Source organism: Nonomuraea aridisoli (genome assembly GCF_003236395.1).
In the GTDB taxonomy this organism is placed as follows: domain Bacteria; phylum Actinomycetota; class Actinomycetes; order Streptosporangiales; family Streptosporangiaceae; genus Nonomuraea; species Nonomuraea aridisoli.
In genome coordinates, this window is the sequence record NZ_POUD01000020.1 from 26,139 (window position 1) to 40,878 (window position 14,740).

Sequence of the window (14,740 nt, forward strand, 5' to 3'; positions counted from 1 at the left end):
GTCGAGGCCGCCACACTACGGGTGGGCGATGTGGTCCTGGTGCGGCCGGGAGAACGCATCGGCGCGGACGGAGGCGGCCTCATCGCCGTGCTCGGTGTTCGGCGGCCTGCCCCTGCCCTTGGGGGTGCCGGGCACGGAGGGTTCACTGTCGTCGTCGGCCTCAATGGGCTGCGCCTGCTCCGCGGCGCCGCCTGGCGCCGCGCCATGGGCAGCGGTGCACGGCCTGCGCCGCCAGGAAGAGGGCGATGAGGGCGAGCACGACGGTCGCTCCTGAGGCCAGGCGCCAGCCGTACACGACGGAGGCCTGGTAGCTGATCTCCAGGCCCGCCCAGGAGGCGGCGCCCGCCACGGCGCAGGCGAGCGGGACGATCACTCGCAGACGGTGGCTGAGCAGCCGGGCGGCGGCGGCCGGAACGATCAGCAGGGCGATCATCAGCAGGGTGCCGATCGCCCTGGCCCCGGCCACGACGACGAGCGCGACGAGCACGTTGAGCAGCAGGTCCAGCCGCCGCGTGCGGTACCCCTGGGCGGCGGCGGTCACCGGATCGAACGCCACCAGGACGAGCGCCCGCCAGCAGAGCACGAGAACCACCAGCACGACGGCGACCAGCACGGCGGTCTGCGCCAGCTGGGCCGGGCTGGTGTACAGCACCCGGCCGAACAGGAACGCGGTCAGGTCGGCGGTGTAGGACGACCGCCGGGAGACGAGGATCACGCCGAACGCGAACATGCTCGTCAGCAGCACCGCGAGGCTCGTGTCCGAACGCACGCGAGCCGACAGGGCGGTGAAGACGACCGCGGTCAGTACGGCGGCGACGGCGGCGCCGGGCAGCACGCCCGGCTCACCGGCGAGGACGAACCCGGCCGCGACTCCCGGGAACACCGCGTGCGCGATCGTGTCGGTCGAGAACGCCAGCCCGCGCAGCATGACCAGAACGCCGACCGGGCCGGCCACCACCGCCAGGATCAGCAACACGGCCAGCGCCCGGGCGATGAACGGCACCTGCAGGAACGTCATGACGCCATGGCGTGGTAGAGACGCCCGGGTTCCAGCACCTCGTCGATCGCGCCGAGCGCGCGGACGGTGCAGTTGATGAGGCACGCCAGGTCGCAGGCGCGCCGGGCGAGCGGGAGGTCGTGGGTCGCGATCACCATCGTCGTGCCGGCTGCCCGCAGGCCCAGCAACGTTTCCACGATCGCGTCCTGGCTCGCGGCGTCGACGCCGTTGAAGGATTCGTCGAGGAGGAGCAGCCGCGGGGCCGCCGCGATCGCCCGGGCGAGCAGGACGCGCTGGCGCTGGCCCATGGACAGCGTCCCGAACCTGTCGCCGCTGCGCGCGGAGAGGCCGACCTGGTCCAGGGCCGCCGCGGCGATCCGCCGGTCGCCCTCGCGGGGGCGGCGGAACCAGCCGATCGAGCGGTAGCGACCCATGAGCACGACCTCCCCCGCGGTGATCGGGAAGGAGGGGTCGAGGGTGTCGGCCTGCGGCACGTAGGCCACCTCGGGGCGGGCCCGCGCCGGATCGCGGTCCAGCACCCGGATCGCGCCGCGGGTCTCCACCAGGCCGAGCACACTCTTGATCAACGTGGACTTGCCCGCGCCGTTGGGCCCGACGAGCGCGAGGGCGCTGCCGTACGGGACGCTGAGGGTGACGTCGTGGAGGACGGATCTGCCGGCGTAGGACACCGACAATCGCTCGCAGGTCAGCGCCGCCTCAGCCGAGGGCATCGACGATCACCTCGGTGTTGTGCCGCATCATCGTGATGTAGGTGTCGGCGTCGCCGCCGGCCGGGCCGAGGGAGTCGCCGTACAGGGCGTTCTCGCCGCCCACGACCTGCACGCCCGCCTCCGCGGCGAGGGCCTGAGCCGCCTTGGGAGGCAGGGTCGATTCGGAGAAGATCGCCTTGACGCCGGCGTTCTTCACGCCGGCGACGAGGTCGGTGAGGTTCTTGCCGGTGATCTCGGCGGAGGTGTCGAAGCTGGGGATGATCGCGCCGACGTAGGTCAGGCCGTAGCGGTCGAGGTAGTAGCCGAAGGCGTCGTGGTTGGTGACGACCTTCCTGTCGCTCCGCGGGATCGTGGAGATGCGCTGCTCGATCCAGTCGTCCAGCCGATCGAGCTCGGCGTCGTAGGCGCGGCGGCGCTGGGCGTAACCGGCGGCGCCGGAGGGGTCGGCCTTGGCCAGCGCCTGCTCGATGTTGGCCGCCATCACCTTGGCGTTGGCCGGATCGTGCCAGATGTGCGGGTCGTGCTCGCCGTGCTCGTGCTCGCCGTCCGGGTGCTCCGCGGCTTCTTCCTCGTGGTGGCCCTCGCGCAGGTGGGCGCCCCGGCTCGCGTCGACCACCTCACCCGCGTGTCCGGCCGAGGAGACGGCCTCGTCCAGCCACGGCTCGAAGCCGACGCCGTTCTCCACGATCACGTCCGCGTCGGCGAGCGCCTGCAGGTCGGCGGGGGAGGGATCGAAGTCGTGCGGGTCCACGTTCGGCCTGAGCAACTGGGTGACGTGTACGGCCCCGCCCCCGATCTGCCGCGCGAAGTCGGCCACCTGGGTGGTGGTCGCCACGACGGAGAGGGTGTCCGCCGCCCCCTCGGCCGGCTCCCCTCCACCGCCGCACGCGGCCGACGTCAGCAACGCGAGGATCATCGCGCCTTGGAGCGTTCGCTTGAGCACGTTCTCTCCTCAACCGGGGGGCTTGTACCTGTCGCGACCACCATGAGGGATAATGAAAACCATTGTCAAACTGAGCGGGTCGCGGCTATGGTCGGCGCGGCAGGGACACGCCGTGACGGCGCAACAGCTGCATGCCGTGCTGCTGAAAGGCGGAGGATCACATGGGCGGTTTCGTGGCTGAAGAGAGGGCCTGCGCCTTCGGCGGGCACCCGGCGTGAGCGCGTTCACCTGGCGGGCCCTGGTCGAGCTCATCCTGGTCGGAGCGGTGTGCGGCGTGCTGGGCGTGCACATCGTGCTGCGTCGCCTGGCCTACACCGCCGACATGCTCTCCCACGTGATGCTCCCCGGCGCCGTCGTCGCGACCCTGGCCGGCGCCGACCTCCGGCTGGGAGCCGCCGCCGCGGTCGCCGCGGCGGGCGGCGCCACCGTGCGCCGGGCCACGCACGGGAAGACGAGCCAGGCCACGATCACCGGAGTGATCGTCAGTGGCTCTCTCGCGGTCGGCGCCGTCCTGGCCTCGGCGTCGGACGGCTTCCGGGTCGACCTCGCCGCCGCGTTGGTCGGCTCGCCGCTCACCGTGACCGCCTCCGACATCACGGTCTTCGCCGCCATCGGGCTGGTGGTCCTGGTCACGCTCGCCGTACTGGCCAAGGAACTCACGTTCGCCGCGTTCGACCCGGTGGGCCTGCGGGCGCTCGGCTGTCCGGCGAGGTGGCTCGACGCACTCGTCCTCATCCTGCTGGGCGCGGTCGTCGTGGCCGCCGTCCCGGCGGTCGGCTCCATGCTTCCCCTGGCGCTGCTCGCGGGACCGGCCGGAGCCGCGCTGCTCTGGGCCCGCCGGTTGGTGCCCGCGATGGTACTCGCCGCTCTCCTCGGCGCGGCCGCCGGAGCCGGCGGCCTGGCGCTCTCGCTGACCTACCGCCTCGCCACCGGAGCCACCGTCGCCCTGGTCTGTGGCCTGATCTTCCTCGTCGCATGCGGGTTCGCGGCGGCGCGGCGAGCGGGGTGAACGTGCAGAACGGTGGAACACCACTCGCCCTTTCGGGCGGACGGCACGACGAACCCGGTCATGCGGACGGTCTTGCCGGCGAGCGATCTGCTCTGGGGACCTATTCGTAAGGTTCGGCCGGTTGCGCAATGGCGGTGACTTCGGTGGCGCAGCAGTTGATCCGCATCCTGGTGATGTTCCAACCGGTCTCGGAGCGTACGGCGAAGCCGGTCAGCCGCACCTTCCTGCCCCTGAGCGAGGAGTTCGACGGTGTGTAGGCGCGCCCGATGAACTCGCCCAGCGTCAGCTCCGTCACCTCTCCACGGCCGAGCTCCCCGTAGCTCGCGGTACGGGAGGGCGCGGGCGCACCGTCGTCGAGCCTGGCCGCGAACGCGCCGAGTGGGGGCGGCTCGACCATCACCACGGCGAACACGGGCGCGGCCGGCAACCACGCCACCCGGGAACCGTGCGCGCCGGGCCGGCCCAGCCAGTCCTGGACGACGGCCAGCAGGGCCAGCCCCAGCAGCATCGCACCGGCTGCTACGAGCAGCGGCCCGAAGCCGGGCTTGACGTAGTTCACGTACGTCGTGGAGAACGCCGAGATGGTCAGCAGCACCGCGCCGAGGGTCAGCAGGCCCTCCTCCCGCCGGTGCGGAGCTCGTCCTCGGGTGAGCAGAGTAACGGTTGACGTCGCAGCGATCCCCGCCTTCAGCGGGATTCGGTCACTTCCGGAGGGTCTGCCGTGGCGCCCGTGGTGGTGGAGCACCGGCGCGACCCGGATTCAGCGCTCTCGCAGGTCGCGCAGACTCCGTAGACTTCTTCGGCCCGGAAACCGTCCACGATGTCCTCCTGCCGTTCCGCCACCATCCCGCAGACGCGGCACACGAGATGATGGTGACTGGCGGAGCCGCACAGCCGGTACACGCCCTCACCCATGTGGGTGAAGGCATGCACCAACCCGGCCTCCGTCATCGAGGCGAGAGCGCGATAGACAGTGGTGAGTCCGGTGGTCGCGCCGCGGTCCTGCAGTTCGGCGTGGACCCGTCGTGCCGACACGGGCAGCCGATGGGCGGCAAGGACTTCGAGCACGAGCAGCCGCTGACTGGTCACCCGGATGCCGGCCGTTTCCAGCATCGGTCCCCACCGCGCCATGTCGACCATGCATCCTCCATCAGAGGTCCACAGGGTTGCCGTCCCGTGCCACCCCTCACACGGGTGATCGGGTGATGGACCACAACCCGAGGTCGGTCGGGCCGGTTGGGGTGACGTGCAGGTCGTGTTCGGCGAGTTCGGCCTTGAACCGGTCAGGGCCGAGGATCCACCAGGCGTACTCGACCTCCACCTCCTCGGCCGGTTCTCCGTCCTGAAAGGCGCGATACGTCATGTGCCAGGTGATCCGCTCGGGCCCGGCGGGTTCGGCGCGGCCCCAGCCCTCGTACCGGCGGCGCCCGATGCGCAGCTCGGAGAAGCGGGTGTGCGGTACGGCGACGGGTTCGGCGGGGGGCTGGAGGTTGAGGACGGCGCGGCCGTCCGGCAGAAGGCGTTCGGCCAGCAGTCGCCAGATCGTGCGGCGTTCGGCTGGGTCGAAGTGGCCGATGACGTTCATGGCGACGAGCGTGCCCAGGCGGGGCGGGAGCGTGGCCTGGAGCAGGCCGTTCGGCAGCACGGTCACGCGGTCGCGCAGGTCCGGGTCCTCGTCGACCCTGGCGAGCAGGACCGCGCGCAGGCCTGGCGACGGCTCCACGGCGAAGATCTCCGCCCGCGGCAGGGCTTGTGCGATCACCCGGACGCCGTGGCCGCCGCCGGCGCCGACGTCCACGACCGGTCCAGGGGCGCCCCTCAGCGCCTCGGTGAGCACGGGGGCCAGTGCGGTCCAGGCCGGGGCGAGCATGACGTCCACGAACTCGGCGGAGCGTTCGTACTGGTCCGTCATACGATCACCTGGCCTCGCGGTGCGTCGGGTGCACGATGGGATGTCACGCGCGGTCCTCCAGATTCAGTACGGGGGCGAACGGGTCGTCGTAACGGGCCCACGCCGCGGCACCCGGCAGGATGTCGCCCTGATCGATGAGGCAGGAGTCGAGCAGGGCGCAGATGCGGTCGCGGTCGAGGTCAGGTCCGGTGAAGACGAGGTGCTGGACGCGGTCGCCGATGATCGGGTTCCAGTCCAGGGCGGCGGCGGCCCGGCGGGTGGGGGAGACCAGGTCCCAGGCCGCTTCGGGCAGCGCCGCCAGCCAGGGGCCGGCGTCCTTCACGGAGACCGCTCCCGCCACGGCGTCCCAGGCCAGCATGCGTTCGTGGCGGCTGGCCAGCCAGAACCGGCCACGGGAGCGGACTGTGGTGGTGACGAGCTCCTCCATGGCCTCGAACAGCCGGCCGGGGTGCAGCGGGCGCAGACGGTGCCAGACGACCGTGGTGACCTCGCCGGTCTGCCTGTCGGCCGGGAGCCGGGCGGTGGCCGGGTCGACGCGTTCGGCGAGGTCGTGGACGTCCAGCACCCGGCCGGTGAGATCGGGGACGGCGACGATCGGCGTGTGCGGGGCCAAATGGGCGAGCACGGCGGTCGACAGTTCGGTGTCGTCGGCGTCGCCGCCGTGCAGGGACAGGCTGGTGGCGTACTCGATCTGGCGGGCCAGCACCTCTGCCAGGTGGCGCTGGTCGCCGGGCGTCGCGGCCTGGCCGTTGTCGCACAGCCGGTCGCCGCGGCAGAGGTCCACGGCCAGGTGCTCGGCGTCCAGCGCCGTGTGCACGCAGGTCAGGCGGAGGCGGCCCGTACGGGCCAGCGCTTCGGCGACCGGGCGCGGCTCGACGGAGTCCCAGAGGTCGATGATCATTAGCGGCGTGTCCGGGGAGCGCCGTACGAACTGGGTGAGCTCGCGGATGGTGCCGTGGACGCAGTCGTGCTTGAGACGCACCTCGGCGCGGTCCAGGACGCCGGAGACGTCGCGGATCACGCGCTCGATCCGGCCCGCGGCGATGGCGTGGTGGATCGCCACGGCTCCCGGATGGCGCTGCAACAACCGGTCGACCGCGTCGGCCCGGGCACCGGCGTACAGGCCTCCGACCAAGGCGACGGGAATGGGCACAGGACCCTCCAAGGCAAATCAGGATATGTTCATGCGCTGGGGCGGGAGGCGTACGGGAGCAGGGCCATCTCGCGGGCGTTCTTGACGGCCTTGGCGATCAGGCGCTGCTGCTGCACGGTGACGCCCGTGACGCGGCGGCTGCGGATCTTGCCCCGGTCGGAGATGAACTTGCGGAGCAGGGCGGTGTCCTTGTAGTCGACGCGGTCGACGTGCAGGAGCGGGTTGGGCTTCTTGCGCGGTGCGCGGTGGTTCTTCATGCGTTCTCCTTGATCAGGATGGGCGCGAACGGGTCGTCGTAACGGCTCCACGCGTCCTCACCGGCTCGTTCCTCCTCCTCGGTGAGCAGGCAGGACTCGAGGAGCGTGCGGAGGCGGGCGGTGTCGAGGTCGGGGCCGGTGAAGACCAGGTGCTGGACGCGGTCGCCGCACTCGGGGTGCCAGTCGAGCGTGGCGGCCGTACGGCGGGCGGGGGAGACCAGGTCCCAGGCGGCCCCCGGCAGCGCGGCCAGCCAGGGACCCGCGTCCTCGACCGAGACGATGCCCGCGACGGCGTCCCAGGCGAGCAGCTGATCGGGGCGGTTGGCCAGCCAGAAGCGGCCTCGGGAGCGTACGGACTCGGTGCCCAGCTCGTCCACGGCCTCGAACAGGCGGGCGGGGTGCAGCGGCCGGCGGCTGCGCCAGACGGCGGTGACGATCTCGTCGGTCCGGGCGTCGCCGGGCAGCTGGGCGGTGGCGGGGTCGACGCGTTCGGCCAGTTCGCCGGTGCACACCCGGGCTCCGGTGCCCGGCGGCAGCGCGTCGATCGTGTGGACCGGGGTGAAAGGGGCGAGGTGGGTGAGCACCGTACGGGACAGCTCGTGGTCGTCTTCGTCGCCGCCGTGCAGCACCAGGGCGGTCGGATATTCGAGCTGGCGGGCCAGGACCTCGGCCAGGTAGCGCTGGTCGCCGGCGGCCGCGGGCTTGCCGACCTCGATGAGGCGTTCGCCGCGGGTGATGTCGTCGGGCATGGCCGCGGCGTCGAGCGCGGTGAGCACGGCCGTGAGGCGCAGGATCTCCTGGGCCTCGTCGCAGTCGACGGCCTCGGCCACCGAGCGGGGCTCCACGGAGTCCCAGAGGTCGGCGATCAGCAGGTCCGCACCGCGCGCGAGCTTGACGAGCTGGGGGAGCAGGTCCTCGCGGACCGTGCAGGTGACGCAGCCGTGCGCGAGGTGCACCTCGGCCGTGTCGAGCACGCCCGTCCTGTCCCGGACGGTGCGCCGGACGAGCCCTTCGGCGACGTCGCTCAGGTCGTGGTGGACGGCGACCGCTCCCGGATGCCGCGCCAGCAGCCGCTCGACCGTTGCCGTACGGGCCGTGCGGTGCAGGCCTGCGACGAGGACCACGGGGGTCGGCATAGAGCCTCCTGTTGCAGCAATGAAAACCATTGTCGTTATCATGGCATGAGTTCGCCCATGGGAAGGAACCACTTTGGCCAGAAATGAGGTGCGGCCCGTGATCAAACTCAAGTCCACGGCCGGCACCGGCTACACGTACGTGACCAGAAAGAACCGGAGAAACGACCCTGACCGGCTGACCCTCCGCAAGTACGACCCGATCGTCCGCCGGCACGTCGTCTTCCGGGAGGAACGATGAAGAAGGGCATCCACCCCGACTACCGCCCGGTCGTCTTCCGCGACCCCGGCGCGGACTTCGCGTTCCTCACCCGTTCGACGATCAAGAGTGACAAGACGATCGTGTGGACGGACGGCAACACCTACCCGGTGGTCGACGTCGACGTGTCCTCCGCGAGCCATCCGTTCTACACCGGCCGCAGCCGCGTCCTGGACACCGCGGGCCGCGTCGAACGGTTCAAGCAGCGCTACGGGAGGGCCTGATGTCCGCGCACTGCCAGCTCACCGGCGTCAAGCCGGTCTTCGGCAACAACGTCTCACATTCCCACCGCCGCACCCGCCGGCGCTGGAACCCCAACATTCAGCAGCGCCGTTACTGGCTGCCGAGCGAGGGCCGCCACGTCCGGCTCACGCTCAGCGCCCGGGCGATCAAGACGATCGACCGGATCGGCATCGAGCAGGCCGTCGCGCAGATCCGCGCGCGAGGGGAGAAGATCTGATGGCCAAGAAGAGCAAGATCGCGGCCAACGAGCGGCGCAAGGCCGTGGTCGCCCGCTACGCGCAACGGCGCGCGGAGCTGAAGGAGATCATCCGCACCGGCGCCCCGCAGGAACGCGACCAGGCCGTGCGCGAACTGGCCCGCCAGCCGCGCGACGCCAGCGCCACCCGCGTACGCAACCGCGACTCCGTCGACGGCCGTCCCCGCGGTCACCTGACCAAGTTCGGGCTGTCGCGCGTGCGTTTCCGTGAGATGGCGCATAGGGGCGAGCTGCCCGGCATCACGAAGGCGAGCTGGTAACCGTGGCCGTTCCCAAACGCCGCACCTCCCGGTCCAACACCCGGCATCGCCGCAGCCAGTGGAAGGCCGCGGTGCCCGACCTCGTCCCGATCACCGTGAACGGGCGCGAGCTGCTCGTCCCCCGGCGCCTCGTCCGCGCCTACCAGCGAGGGTTGATCACCGTCGACTGAGATGACCCGGCCACCGGGCCATCCGCCGTGCGTATGCAAGCCGGGCACGGTGGCACGGCGGGATGCCCGGTGGCCGCCACTGAGGGTGTTCAGCGGGTGCGGATGCCCGTGCCGATGAGCGAGGTGGCGTCCAGGTCGCTTAGTCTGCGCTCCGCGAGCAGGCGCTGAAACGTGGTGCGGACCTGCTCGACGACGGGTGCCTCCAAGTCGGTGAGCAGGCCGCGAAAGCCGCTGCCGAGCGCGATCCGCCAGGCGAGCATGGGGTTCAGTGGGATGTGCAGAGGCGCGCGGATCACGGTGACCCGTGCCACCCCGCGGGCGGCCAGCCAGGTGGCGAGCTTGTCCTCGGTGTCGATCCTCGCCACCGCCTGCTTGCTGGGCGGCGGGCCGATCTCGGTGTCTCGTACGCGCTCGACCGCTTCGGTGAAGAGCCGGCCGAAGTCCTCCATCGCCCCTTCGGCCCAGCTGGCGATGACCAGCCGTCCGCCGGGCCGGAGCAGTCCGGCCAGGCGGGAGACCGGCGGGTCCATGTCCGGGAGCAGGAACACGCCGTGGACGCATTGCACCACGTCGTAAAGGTGTCCCTCGTGAGGCTCCCAGGCGGTGGCGTCGCCCTGCATGAACCGGACGTTGTCCAGCCCTTCGAGCATCGAGCGGCGCCGGCCGTGGGCCAGCAGCTCCGCGGCGAGGTCGATGGCGTCCACCTCTCCACGCGGCCCGGTCGCCCGCGCGGCAGGTACCGCCGAGGCGCCCGCGCCGCAGCAGACGTCCAGCACACGTTCGCCCGGCTGGATCCGGGCGGCGGCGACCGTCGCCTCTCCGATGCGATCCCACAACAACGGCGAGACCTCGGTGTACTCAGCGGCTGCGCTGTCGAAGGCGCTGCCGATGCCGGCAGATGTCATGGGGATTCTCCGTCCGCTTCGTGGTATCCATCCGAGTGAGAAACGATTATCGTCATCATCGACTCATTGCGGCAATGAAAATCATTCCTACAACTCCACCGGCCGGTCGCTCATGAACCGGTGGCGGTGCGCCGAGCGCCTGCGCTCTCGCCGGACGGTGGCATGATCGCGTATCTCGCTCCGACAGAGGGTGTGCCCAACCTGTGGACGGGGGTCGTCGGGAGGCCCGTACCGGCAGATCACCGCGGAAAAGGCGCGCGGCATCGAGAGCTTCCGCTGGTGCGGCGACCATCGGCTGTACGTCATGGACAAGGGCGGAGACGAGAACTGGCAGCCTGCAGCCTGCTCTTCTCCGTCCGGTACACCTGGTGGGCGGCCCAGAAGCCGGCGAGTCCGATCGCGACCATGACGGCGATCACCGGCCACTGCCACGGCTCGGGTACGTGGAGTGCGAGGAACCAGACCTTGGCCTGCGAGCCGCTGAGCTTGATGCCCAGCGGCGCCAGGCCCTGCGGGAACAGTCCGAGGACGCCCACGGCCATACCGGACCACATGAGGGTCTGACGTTTGCCCGACATCGCTTCGAACGGGGACTTGCCGGCCTCCTCGCCCGTCTTCCCGGCGGTGGAGGCCGGCTTGCCCGACCGCATCAGGTACAGCAGTTCGGGCCCCTTGTCCCTCAGCGTCCTCGCCGCCACCGAGCCGAGCAGCACATGGCCGAGCACGCCCGTGAGCAGGGCGACCGGGACGCTCGCCCACAGCAGGGTGGGCAGGTCCAGGGCGTGGCCCACCCAGGCGACCCCGAGCGCGGGGCACATCGCGAGGGCGACCAGGAAGAACATCAGGAAGGACTGGCCGGTGACGTCGCCGTGGTCCATCGGTGAGTTCTTGCTCTTGTGCGGGTCCGGACCGGGCACCAGGGCGACGACGGAGACCCACGCCAGCAGGCCGGAGCCGCCGCCGAGCGCGGCGATGGTGGCGGCCAGCGCCCACGGCACCAGGGCGGCGTCGCCGTGCAGCAGGCATCCGGCGACCGTCAGTGCCAGCGTCAGCGGGCCGAAGATGGTCAGCCAGGCCAGCTGGCGGGCCCGGACGTCGGCCTTCTCCTTGCCCGGCACCATCAGGGTCAGCCAGAGTGCGGTGCCGTCTTGCCCGTAGGAGTTGCCGCAGGTCGCGGCGGCCATCAAGGCGCTGGCCGCGCCGACGAACGGGAAGGCGGCGGTGAAGCCGAAGATCAGCGGGAACAGCACGGTGATGACGGCGAAGGCGGGACCCATCACGATGCCCTGGGTGCGTACCGGGTCGCGCCACCAGGTACGCAGTTCCTTGAGGTAGATCGCACCCTGGTCGCCCCGGAACATGCTTCGGAACAGCGAGCCCCTCCGGGCGGCCTGTCGCGCGGAGGAACCGCGCACCACCGGACGGGCGATCCGCTGTGGTCCGAGCAGGGCGCTCCATGCCAGGAACAGCGCGGCCACGACCACGGCCAGGGCGAGCAGTGGTCCCACGGTCCACAGCCAGTCGCCGCGGCCGGCCGCCTCGACGGCGATCAGGCTCCAGCTGGACGGCAGCGAGCGCACCACGGTCGAGAAGGCGGGCGGGAATCCGTACTCCAGCAGCAGGGAGACCCCGATGATCAGGATCCAGGAGAAGGAGGCCAGCGAGACCATCGCGGCGGTGACGGTCGCGGTGACGACCCCTCCGAGCCGGGACTTGGCCAGCATGCGAAACAGCAGCGTGACCACCCGGGACAGCAGCACCACCAGGAGCAGGAGCAGCACCACCGCGGGGACCGACACCACGACGGCCACCCAGCTCAACCGGGCGGCGAAGACGATCAGCGCGCAGAACGCCAGCAGGGTGATGGCGGTGGTGACGGCGACCAGGGCGGCGGCGAGCAGGCCCATGGCCAGGGTGCGGCGCGGGATCGGCTGGCGGTGGAAGTGCTCCCCGTTGAGCGGCGGTTCGCCCGCGAAGATGGGGCCGGCCATCCAGCCCAGCGCCCACAGCGCGAACGTCACCGCGAGCAGGTCCATCAGCAGCCGCGGGTGGGAGAAGTCAAGGAAGGCCAGGACGAGGGTGGCGACGGCGAGGCAAAAGCCGGCGCTGTAGCCCAGGCCGTTGAGGGCCGTCTTGGCGTCGGTCGTGCTGTGGCGCAGCACGGCCAGCTTCATCCGGATCAGGATGCCAACCACGACAGGCCCTCCCCGCCGCCGATCGTCACGCCGACCAGGTCGACAAAGGTCTCCTCCAGCGAACGGCCGCCGCGGACCGCGCCGAGAGGGCCCTGCGCGACCACGCGTCCCCGGGCCATCACGGCGACGGTGTCGCAGAGTTCCTCGACGAGCGCCATGACGTGACTGGACAGCAGTACCGAGCCGCCGTGACCCACGAACCTCCTGAGGATCGTCTTGATGGTCGCGGCGGAGACCGGGTCGACGGCCTCCAAGGGTTCGTCGAGCACCAGGACCTTGGGGGCGTGCAGCAGCGCGGTCGCCAGGCCGATCTTCTTGCGCATGCCGGTGGAGTAGTCCACGACGAGGGTTCGTTCGGCGGCGCCGTCGAGTTCCATGACGGCGAGCAGTTCGTCCGCCCGCCGGTCGGCCTCCCCGGCGCTCAGCCCGTGCAACTGCCCCAGATAGGTGAGAAGCTCGCGGCCGGTGAGCCGCTCCGGCATGGCCAGCCCATCGGGCAGGACGCCCATGAGGCGACGCGCTCGCAGCGGCTCTTCCCACACGTCGATGCCGTGGACCAGCGCGCGTCCCTCGTCTGGTCTGAGCAGGCCGACGGCCATGGAGAGCGCGGTGGTCTTGCCCGCTCCGTTCGGTCCGACCAGGCCGTAGAAGGATCCCCGGGGGACGGTGAGCTCGACGTGGTCGACGGCGATCTTCTCACCGAACGTCTTGACGAGGCCGACGAGCCGTAGCGCCGGCGCTGTGGTTGGCGATCTCACGGAAGACTCCCGATATCAGTACGGCACGTGCCGTGTCGAAATGGGAGCATGCCAACGCGGAAGGGAACTGTCAATACGGCACGTGCCGTACCGCTATCGTGACGTCATGACCGACAAGCGCAGCCAACGCGCCGCCGACCGGACCGAGGCCATCATGCGGACCACGCTGGAGCTGGGCCAGGAGATCGGCTACGCCAAACTCAGCATCGAAGCCGTCGCGGCCCGCGCCGGGGCCGGGAAGCACACCATCTACCGGCGGTGGCCGTCCAAGGGTGCGCTGCTGCTGGACTCGCTGCTGTCGCTGAACGAGGCGGGCCTGGACTATCCCGACACCGGGGACATCGTCGCCGACCTGCGGGTGCAGATTCACGCGGCCGTCGATCTGCTGGCCAGGCCGCCCTTCGGACCCCTGTTCCAGGCTCTGATCGGCGAGGCCCAGCACGAGCCGCAGGTCGCCGCGGCGCTCAACGAGCGGTTCATCGCGCCGCAGGCGGACAAGACCGTCGCCCGGTTGAGGGCGGCCCGGGATCAGGGGCAGTTGTCGCCGCAGTTCGATCTGGAGCTGGCGATGGCGATCCTGTCGGGGCCGCTGTACTTCCAGCTCCTGATCACGCAGGAACCACTGACTCATGAGTACGTCGACCGGATTCTCGACGCCCTCTTCACCGGGATCGGCCCCACCCAGGCATATTGACGAAGGTCGCCGTCCGGTACCGCACCGCCCGCGGCGAACGTGACGTCTGAAATCTGCCAGCATGCTCGCGGTCGGTCGGGCGAGAATCCGCTGATGAACGCTGAAGCGCAGGGAATCCGCATCCGACACCGCGGGTATCAACCGCAGGTCCATCCCACCGCCTACGTCGCCCCGACGGCCACGCTCGTTGGTGATGTCCGCGTGGGGCCGAGGGCGCGGGTGATGTACGGTGCGGTGCTCGCTGCCGAGGGGTCTCGGATCGAGGTCGGAGAGGCGGCGGTGATCTGCGAGAACGCGGTGTTGCGCGGGTCTGCGGTCGCCGGCGATCAGCCGGTGCTTGTCGACGACCACGTCTTCGTGGGGCCGCACGCCACGCTGCTGGGCTGCGAGGTCGGCAGGTGCGTCTATGTGGCGACCGCGGCGACGGTCCTGCAGTGCGCACGGTTGGGGGCCGGCTCGGTCGTCGCTGTCGGCGCGCTCGTCCATGTGCGCACTGTTCTGCCGGACGAGTACTTCGTGCCGCCGCACACCGTGGCGCTTGACGCGCCGGTGCGGCTGCTGGCACCTGGCGATCCGGGCCTGGCCGAGGCCGTTAGGCGGGTGGGCTTCGCGCAGGTGGCGTTCGGCGTCGACGCGGAGTGGAACGACAGGATCAGCCGGTACGAGCGCATCGCGGAAGTGCGCGTCGCCGAGTTCGGCACGCACGCGGACGATGAGATTCTGAATCACGGCTAGGAGGACTTCTGATGATGTTGCCGGTCAGGCTTCCGATCATGTAGGCCCGCCGCTCGGGTCCGTGTCACCGGAGGAAATGTAACTCCGGTAATCACTGAAGAGCTTCGGGGCGAGCGTTCAGGCTCGGTGC

General features: G+C 70.7%; 21 protein-coding genes. 9 read left to right on the forward strand and 12 right to left on the reverse strand.

The genetic code is table 11. The features are described from left to right. The first annotated feature begins 21 nt into the window (after positions 1-21). Positions 22-249: a hypothetical protein gene (locus tag C1J01_RS54260; RefSeq protein ID WP_111177515.1), complete on the forward strand. Its 228-nt coding sequence runs from the start codon at positions 22-24 to the stop codon at positions 247-249. On the opposite strand, the gene C1J01_RS07720 is transcribed toward C1J01_RS54260, so the two are convergent. Genes C1J01_RS07720 through C1J01_RS07730 form a run of 3 tightly spaced genes read right to left on the reverse strand, consistent with a single transcriptional unit; the run spans position 161 to position 2,671 of the window. Then, positions 161-1,018, reverse strand: a complete 858-nt coding sequence (locus C1J01_RS07720) for a metal ABC transporter permease (protein ID WP_111177517.1) — start codon at positions 1,016-1,018, stop codon at positions 161-163. The genes C1J01_RS54260 and C1J01_RS07720 overlap by 89 nt on opposite strands. Beyond that, positions 1,015-1,728, reverse strand: a complete 714-nt coding sequence (locus C1J01_RS07725; protein WP_111177519.1) for a metal ABC transporter ATP-binding protein — start codon at positions 1,726-1,728, stop codon at positions 1,015-1,017. The genes C1J01_RS07720 and C1J01_RS07725 overlap by 4 nt, the downstream gene beginning before the upstream one ends. Next, positions 1,715-2,671, reverse strand: a complete 957-nt coding sequence (locus tag C1J01_RS07730) for a metal ABC transporter substrate-binding protein (protein ID WP_235854312.1) — start codon at positions 2,669-2,671, stop codon at positions 1,715-1,717. Before C1J01_RS07730 ends, C1J01_RS07725 begins: the two co-directional genes overlap by 14 nt. A 214-nt stretch (positions 2,672-2,885) precedes the next feature. Between C1J01_RS07730 and C1J01_RS07735 the strand changes: the two genes are divergently transcribed. Beyond that, positions 2,886-3,680 carry a metal ABC transporter permease gene (locus C1J01_RS07735; RefSeq protein WP_181448623.1) on the forward strand — a complete coding sequence of 265 codons (795 nt, stop codon included), beginning with the start codon at positions 2,886-2,888 and terminating at the stop codon, positions 3,678-3,680. Between the two features lie 100 nt (positions 3,681-3,780). Here the strand turns inward: C1J01_RS07735 and C1J01_RS07740 are convergent, their stop codons facing one another. The 6 genes from C1J01_RS07740 to C1J01_RS07765 all read right to left on the reverse strand — a co-directional run bounded on the left by C1J01_RS07740 (position 3,781) and on the right by C1J01_RS07765 (position 8,138). After that, entirely contained in the window at positions 3,781-4,275 is a 495-nt protein-coding gene (locus C1J01_RS07740) for a hypothetical protein (protein WP_111177525.1), read from the reverse strand. A 92-nt stretch (positions 4,276-4,367) separates the two neighbouring features. Then, on the reverse strand, positions 4,368-4,820 hold the full coding sequence (locus tag C1J01_RS07745) for a Fur family transcriptional regulator (protein WP_111177527.1): 453 nt from the start codon (positions 4,818-4,820) through the stop codon (positions 4,368-4,370). Between the two features lie 46 nt (positions 4,821-4,866). Then, on the reverse strand, positions 4,867-5,592 hold the full coding sequence (locus C1J01_RS07750; RefSeq protein WP_111177529.1) for a class I SAM-dependent methyltransferase: 726 nt from the start codon (positions 5,590-5,592) through the stop codon (positions 4,867-4,869). A 43-nt stretch (positions 5,593-5,635) separates the two neighbouring features. Further along, on the reverse strand, positions 5,636-6,745 hold the full coding sequence (locus C1J01_RS07755; protein ID WP_111177531.1) for a GTP-binding protein: 1,110 nt from the start codon (positions 6,743-6,745) through the stop codon (positions 5,636-5,638). Between the two features lie 29 nt (positions 6,746-6,774). Further along, positions 6,775-7,002 (reverse strand): 30S ribosomal protein S18, encoded by a 228-nt coding sequence (gene rpsR / locus C1J01_RS07760; RefSeq protein WP_111177533.1) that lies wholly within the window; start codon positions 7,000-7,002, stop codon positions 6,775-6,777. Beyond that, complete coding sequence (locus C1J01_RS07765; protein WP_111177535.1) at positions 6,999-8,138, reverse strand: CobW family GTP-binding protein; 1,140 nt, start codon at positions 8,136-8,138, stop codon at positions 6,999-7,001. The genes rpsR and C1J01_RS07765 overlap by 4 nt, the downstream gene beginning before the upstream one ends. Positions 8,139-8,211: 73 nt before the next feature. On the opposite strand from C1J01_RS07765, the gene rpmG reads away from it, so the two are divergent. From rpmG to rpmF, 5 genes are read left to right on the forward strand one after another with little or no spacing between them, the layout of a single operon-like run. Further along, a complete protein-coding gene (gene rpmG, locus C1J01_RS07770; RefSeq protein ID WP_111177537.1) occupies positions 8,212-8,376 on the forward strand; it encodes a 50S ribosomal protein L33 in 165 nt (54 codons plus the stop codon). After that, the gene (locus C1J01_RS07775) at positions 8,373-8,618 is read left to right on the forward strand and encodes a type B 50S ribosomal protein L31 (protein ID WP_111177539.1); all 246 of its coding nucleotides are present in this window, start codon (positions 8,373-8,375) and stop codon (positions 8,616-8,618) included. The genes rpmG and C1J01_RS07775 overlap by 4 nt, the downstream gene beginning before the upstream one ends. After that, positions 8,618-8,854: a 50S ribosomal protein L28 gene (rpmB, locus tag C1J01_RS07780; protein WP_111177541.1), complete on the forward strand. Its 237-nt coding sequence runs from the start codon at positions 8,618-8,620 to the stop codon at positions 8,852-8,854. Before C1J01_RS07775 ends, rpmB begins: the two co-directional genes overlap by 1 nt. Continuing rightward, on the forward strand, positions 8,854-9,153 hold the full coding sequence (gene rpsN / locus C1J01_RS07785) for a 30S ribosomal protein S14 (RefSeq protein WP_111177543.1): 300 nt from the start codon (positions 8,854-8,856) through the stop codon (positions 9,151-9,153). The genes rpmB and rpsN overlap by 1 nt, the downstream gene beginning before the upstream one ends. Positions 9,154-9,155: 2 nt before the next feature. Continuing rightward, positions 9,156-9,323 (forward strand): 50S ribosomal protein L32, encoded by a 168-nt coding sequence (rpmF, locus tag C1J01_RS07790; RefSeq protein WP_111177545.1) that lies wholly within the window; start codon positions 9,156-9,158, stop codon positions 9,321-9,323. A gap of 89 nt (positions 9,324-9,412) precedes the next feature. On the opposite strand, the gene C1J01_RS07795 is transcribed toward rpmF, so the two are convergent. From C1J01_RS07795 to C1J01_RS07805, 3 genes are all read right to left on the reverse strand, one after another. Continuing rightward, on the reverse strand, positions 9,413-10,228 hold the full coding sequence (locus C1J01_RS07795; protein WP_111177547.1) for a class I SAM-dependent methyltransferase: 816 nt from the start codon (positions 10,226-10,228) through the stop codon (positions 9,413-9,415). A 302-nt stretch (positions 10,229-10,530) separates the two neighbouring features. Beyond that, entirely contained in the window at positions 10,531-12,423 is a 1,893-nt protein-coding gene (locus C1J01_RS07800) for a hypothetical protein (RefSeq protein ID WP_146615491.1), read from the reverse strand. Then, positions 12,408-13,181 (reverse strand): ABC transporter ATP-binding protein, encoded by a 774-nt coding sequence (locus C1J01_RS07805; RefSeq protein WP_111177551.1) that lies wholly within the window; start codon positions 13,179-13,181, stop codon positions 12,408-12,410. The genes C1J01_RS07800 and C1J01_RS07805 overlap by 16 nt, the downstream gene beginning before the upstream one ends. 106 nt (positions 13,182-13,287) lie before the next feature. Between C1J01_RS07805 and C1J01_RS07810 the strand changes: the two genes are divergently transcribed. Continuing rightward, positions 13,288-13,875, forward strand: coding sequence for a TetR/AcrR family transcriptional regulator (locus tag C1J01_RS07810; RefSeq protein ID WP_111177583.1), 588 nt, complete (start codon positions 13,288-13,290; stop codon positions 13,873-13,875). Between the two features lie 93 nt (positions 13,876-13,968). Beyond that, positions 13,969-14,610 carry a gamma carbonic anhydrase family protein gene (locus C1J01_RS07815; RefSeq protein ID WP_111177553.1) on the forward strand — a complete coding sequence of 214 codons (642 nt, stop codon included), beginning with the start codon at positions 13,969-13,971 and terminating at the stop codon, positions 14,608-14,610. Positions 14,611-14,740 lie beyond the last annotated feature (130 nt).

Coding starts and splice junctions, on each gene's coding strand:
- rpsN (WP_111177543.1), top strand. CDS start 8,854: ATGGCCAAGAAGAGCAAGATCGCGGCCAACGAGCGGCGCAAGGCCGTG.
- rpmB (WP_111177541.1), top strand. CDS start 8,618: ATGTCCGCGCACTGCCAGCTCACCGGCGTCAAGCCGGTCTTCGGCAAC.
- C1J01_RS07750 (WP_111177529.1), bottom strand. CDS start 5,592: ATGACGGACCAGTACGAACGCTCCGCCGAGTTCGTGGACGTCATGCTC.
- rpsR (WP_111177533.1), bottom strand. CDS start 7,002: ATGAAGAACCACCGCGCACCGCGCAAGAAGCCCAACCCGCTCCTGCAC.
- C1J01_RS07725 (WP_111177519.1), bottom strand. CDS start 1,728: ATGCCCTCGGCTGAGGCGGCGCTGACCTGCGAGCGATTGTCGGTGTCC.
- C1J01_RS07765 (WP_111177535.1), bottom strand. CDS start 8,138: ATGCCGACCCCCGTGGTCCTCGTCGCAGGCCTGCACCGCACGGCCCGT.
- C1J01_RS07745 (WP_111177527.1), bottom strand. CDS start 4,820: ATGGTCGACATGGCGCGGTGGGGACCGATGCTGGAAACGGCCGGCATC.
- C1J01_RS07815 (WP_111177553.1), top strand. CDS start 13,969: ATGAACGCTGAAGCGCAGGGAATCCGCATCCGACACCGCGGGTATCAA.
- C1J01_RS07795 (WP_111177547.1), bottom strand. CDS start 10,228: ATGACATCTGCCGGCATCGGCAGCGCCTTCGACAGCGCAGCCGCTGAG.
- C1J01_RS07720 (WP_111177517.1), bottom strand. CDS start 1,018: ATGACGTTCCTGCAGGTGCCGTTCATCGCCCGGGCGCTGGCCGTGTTG.
- C1J01_RS07810 (WP_111177583.1), top strand. CDS start 13,288: ATGACCGACAAGCGCAGCCAACGCGCCGCCGACCGGACCGAGGCCATC.
- C1J01_RS07775 (WP_111177539.1), top strand. CDS start 8,373: ATGAAGAAGGGCATCCACCCCGACTACCGCCCGGTCGTCTTCCGCGAC.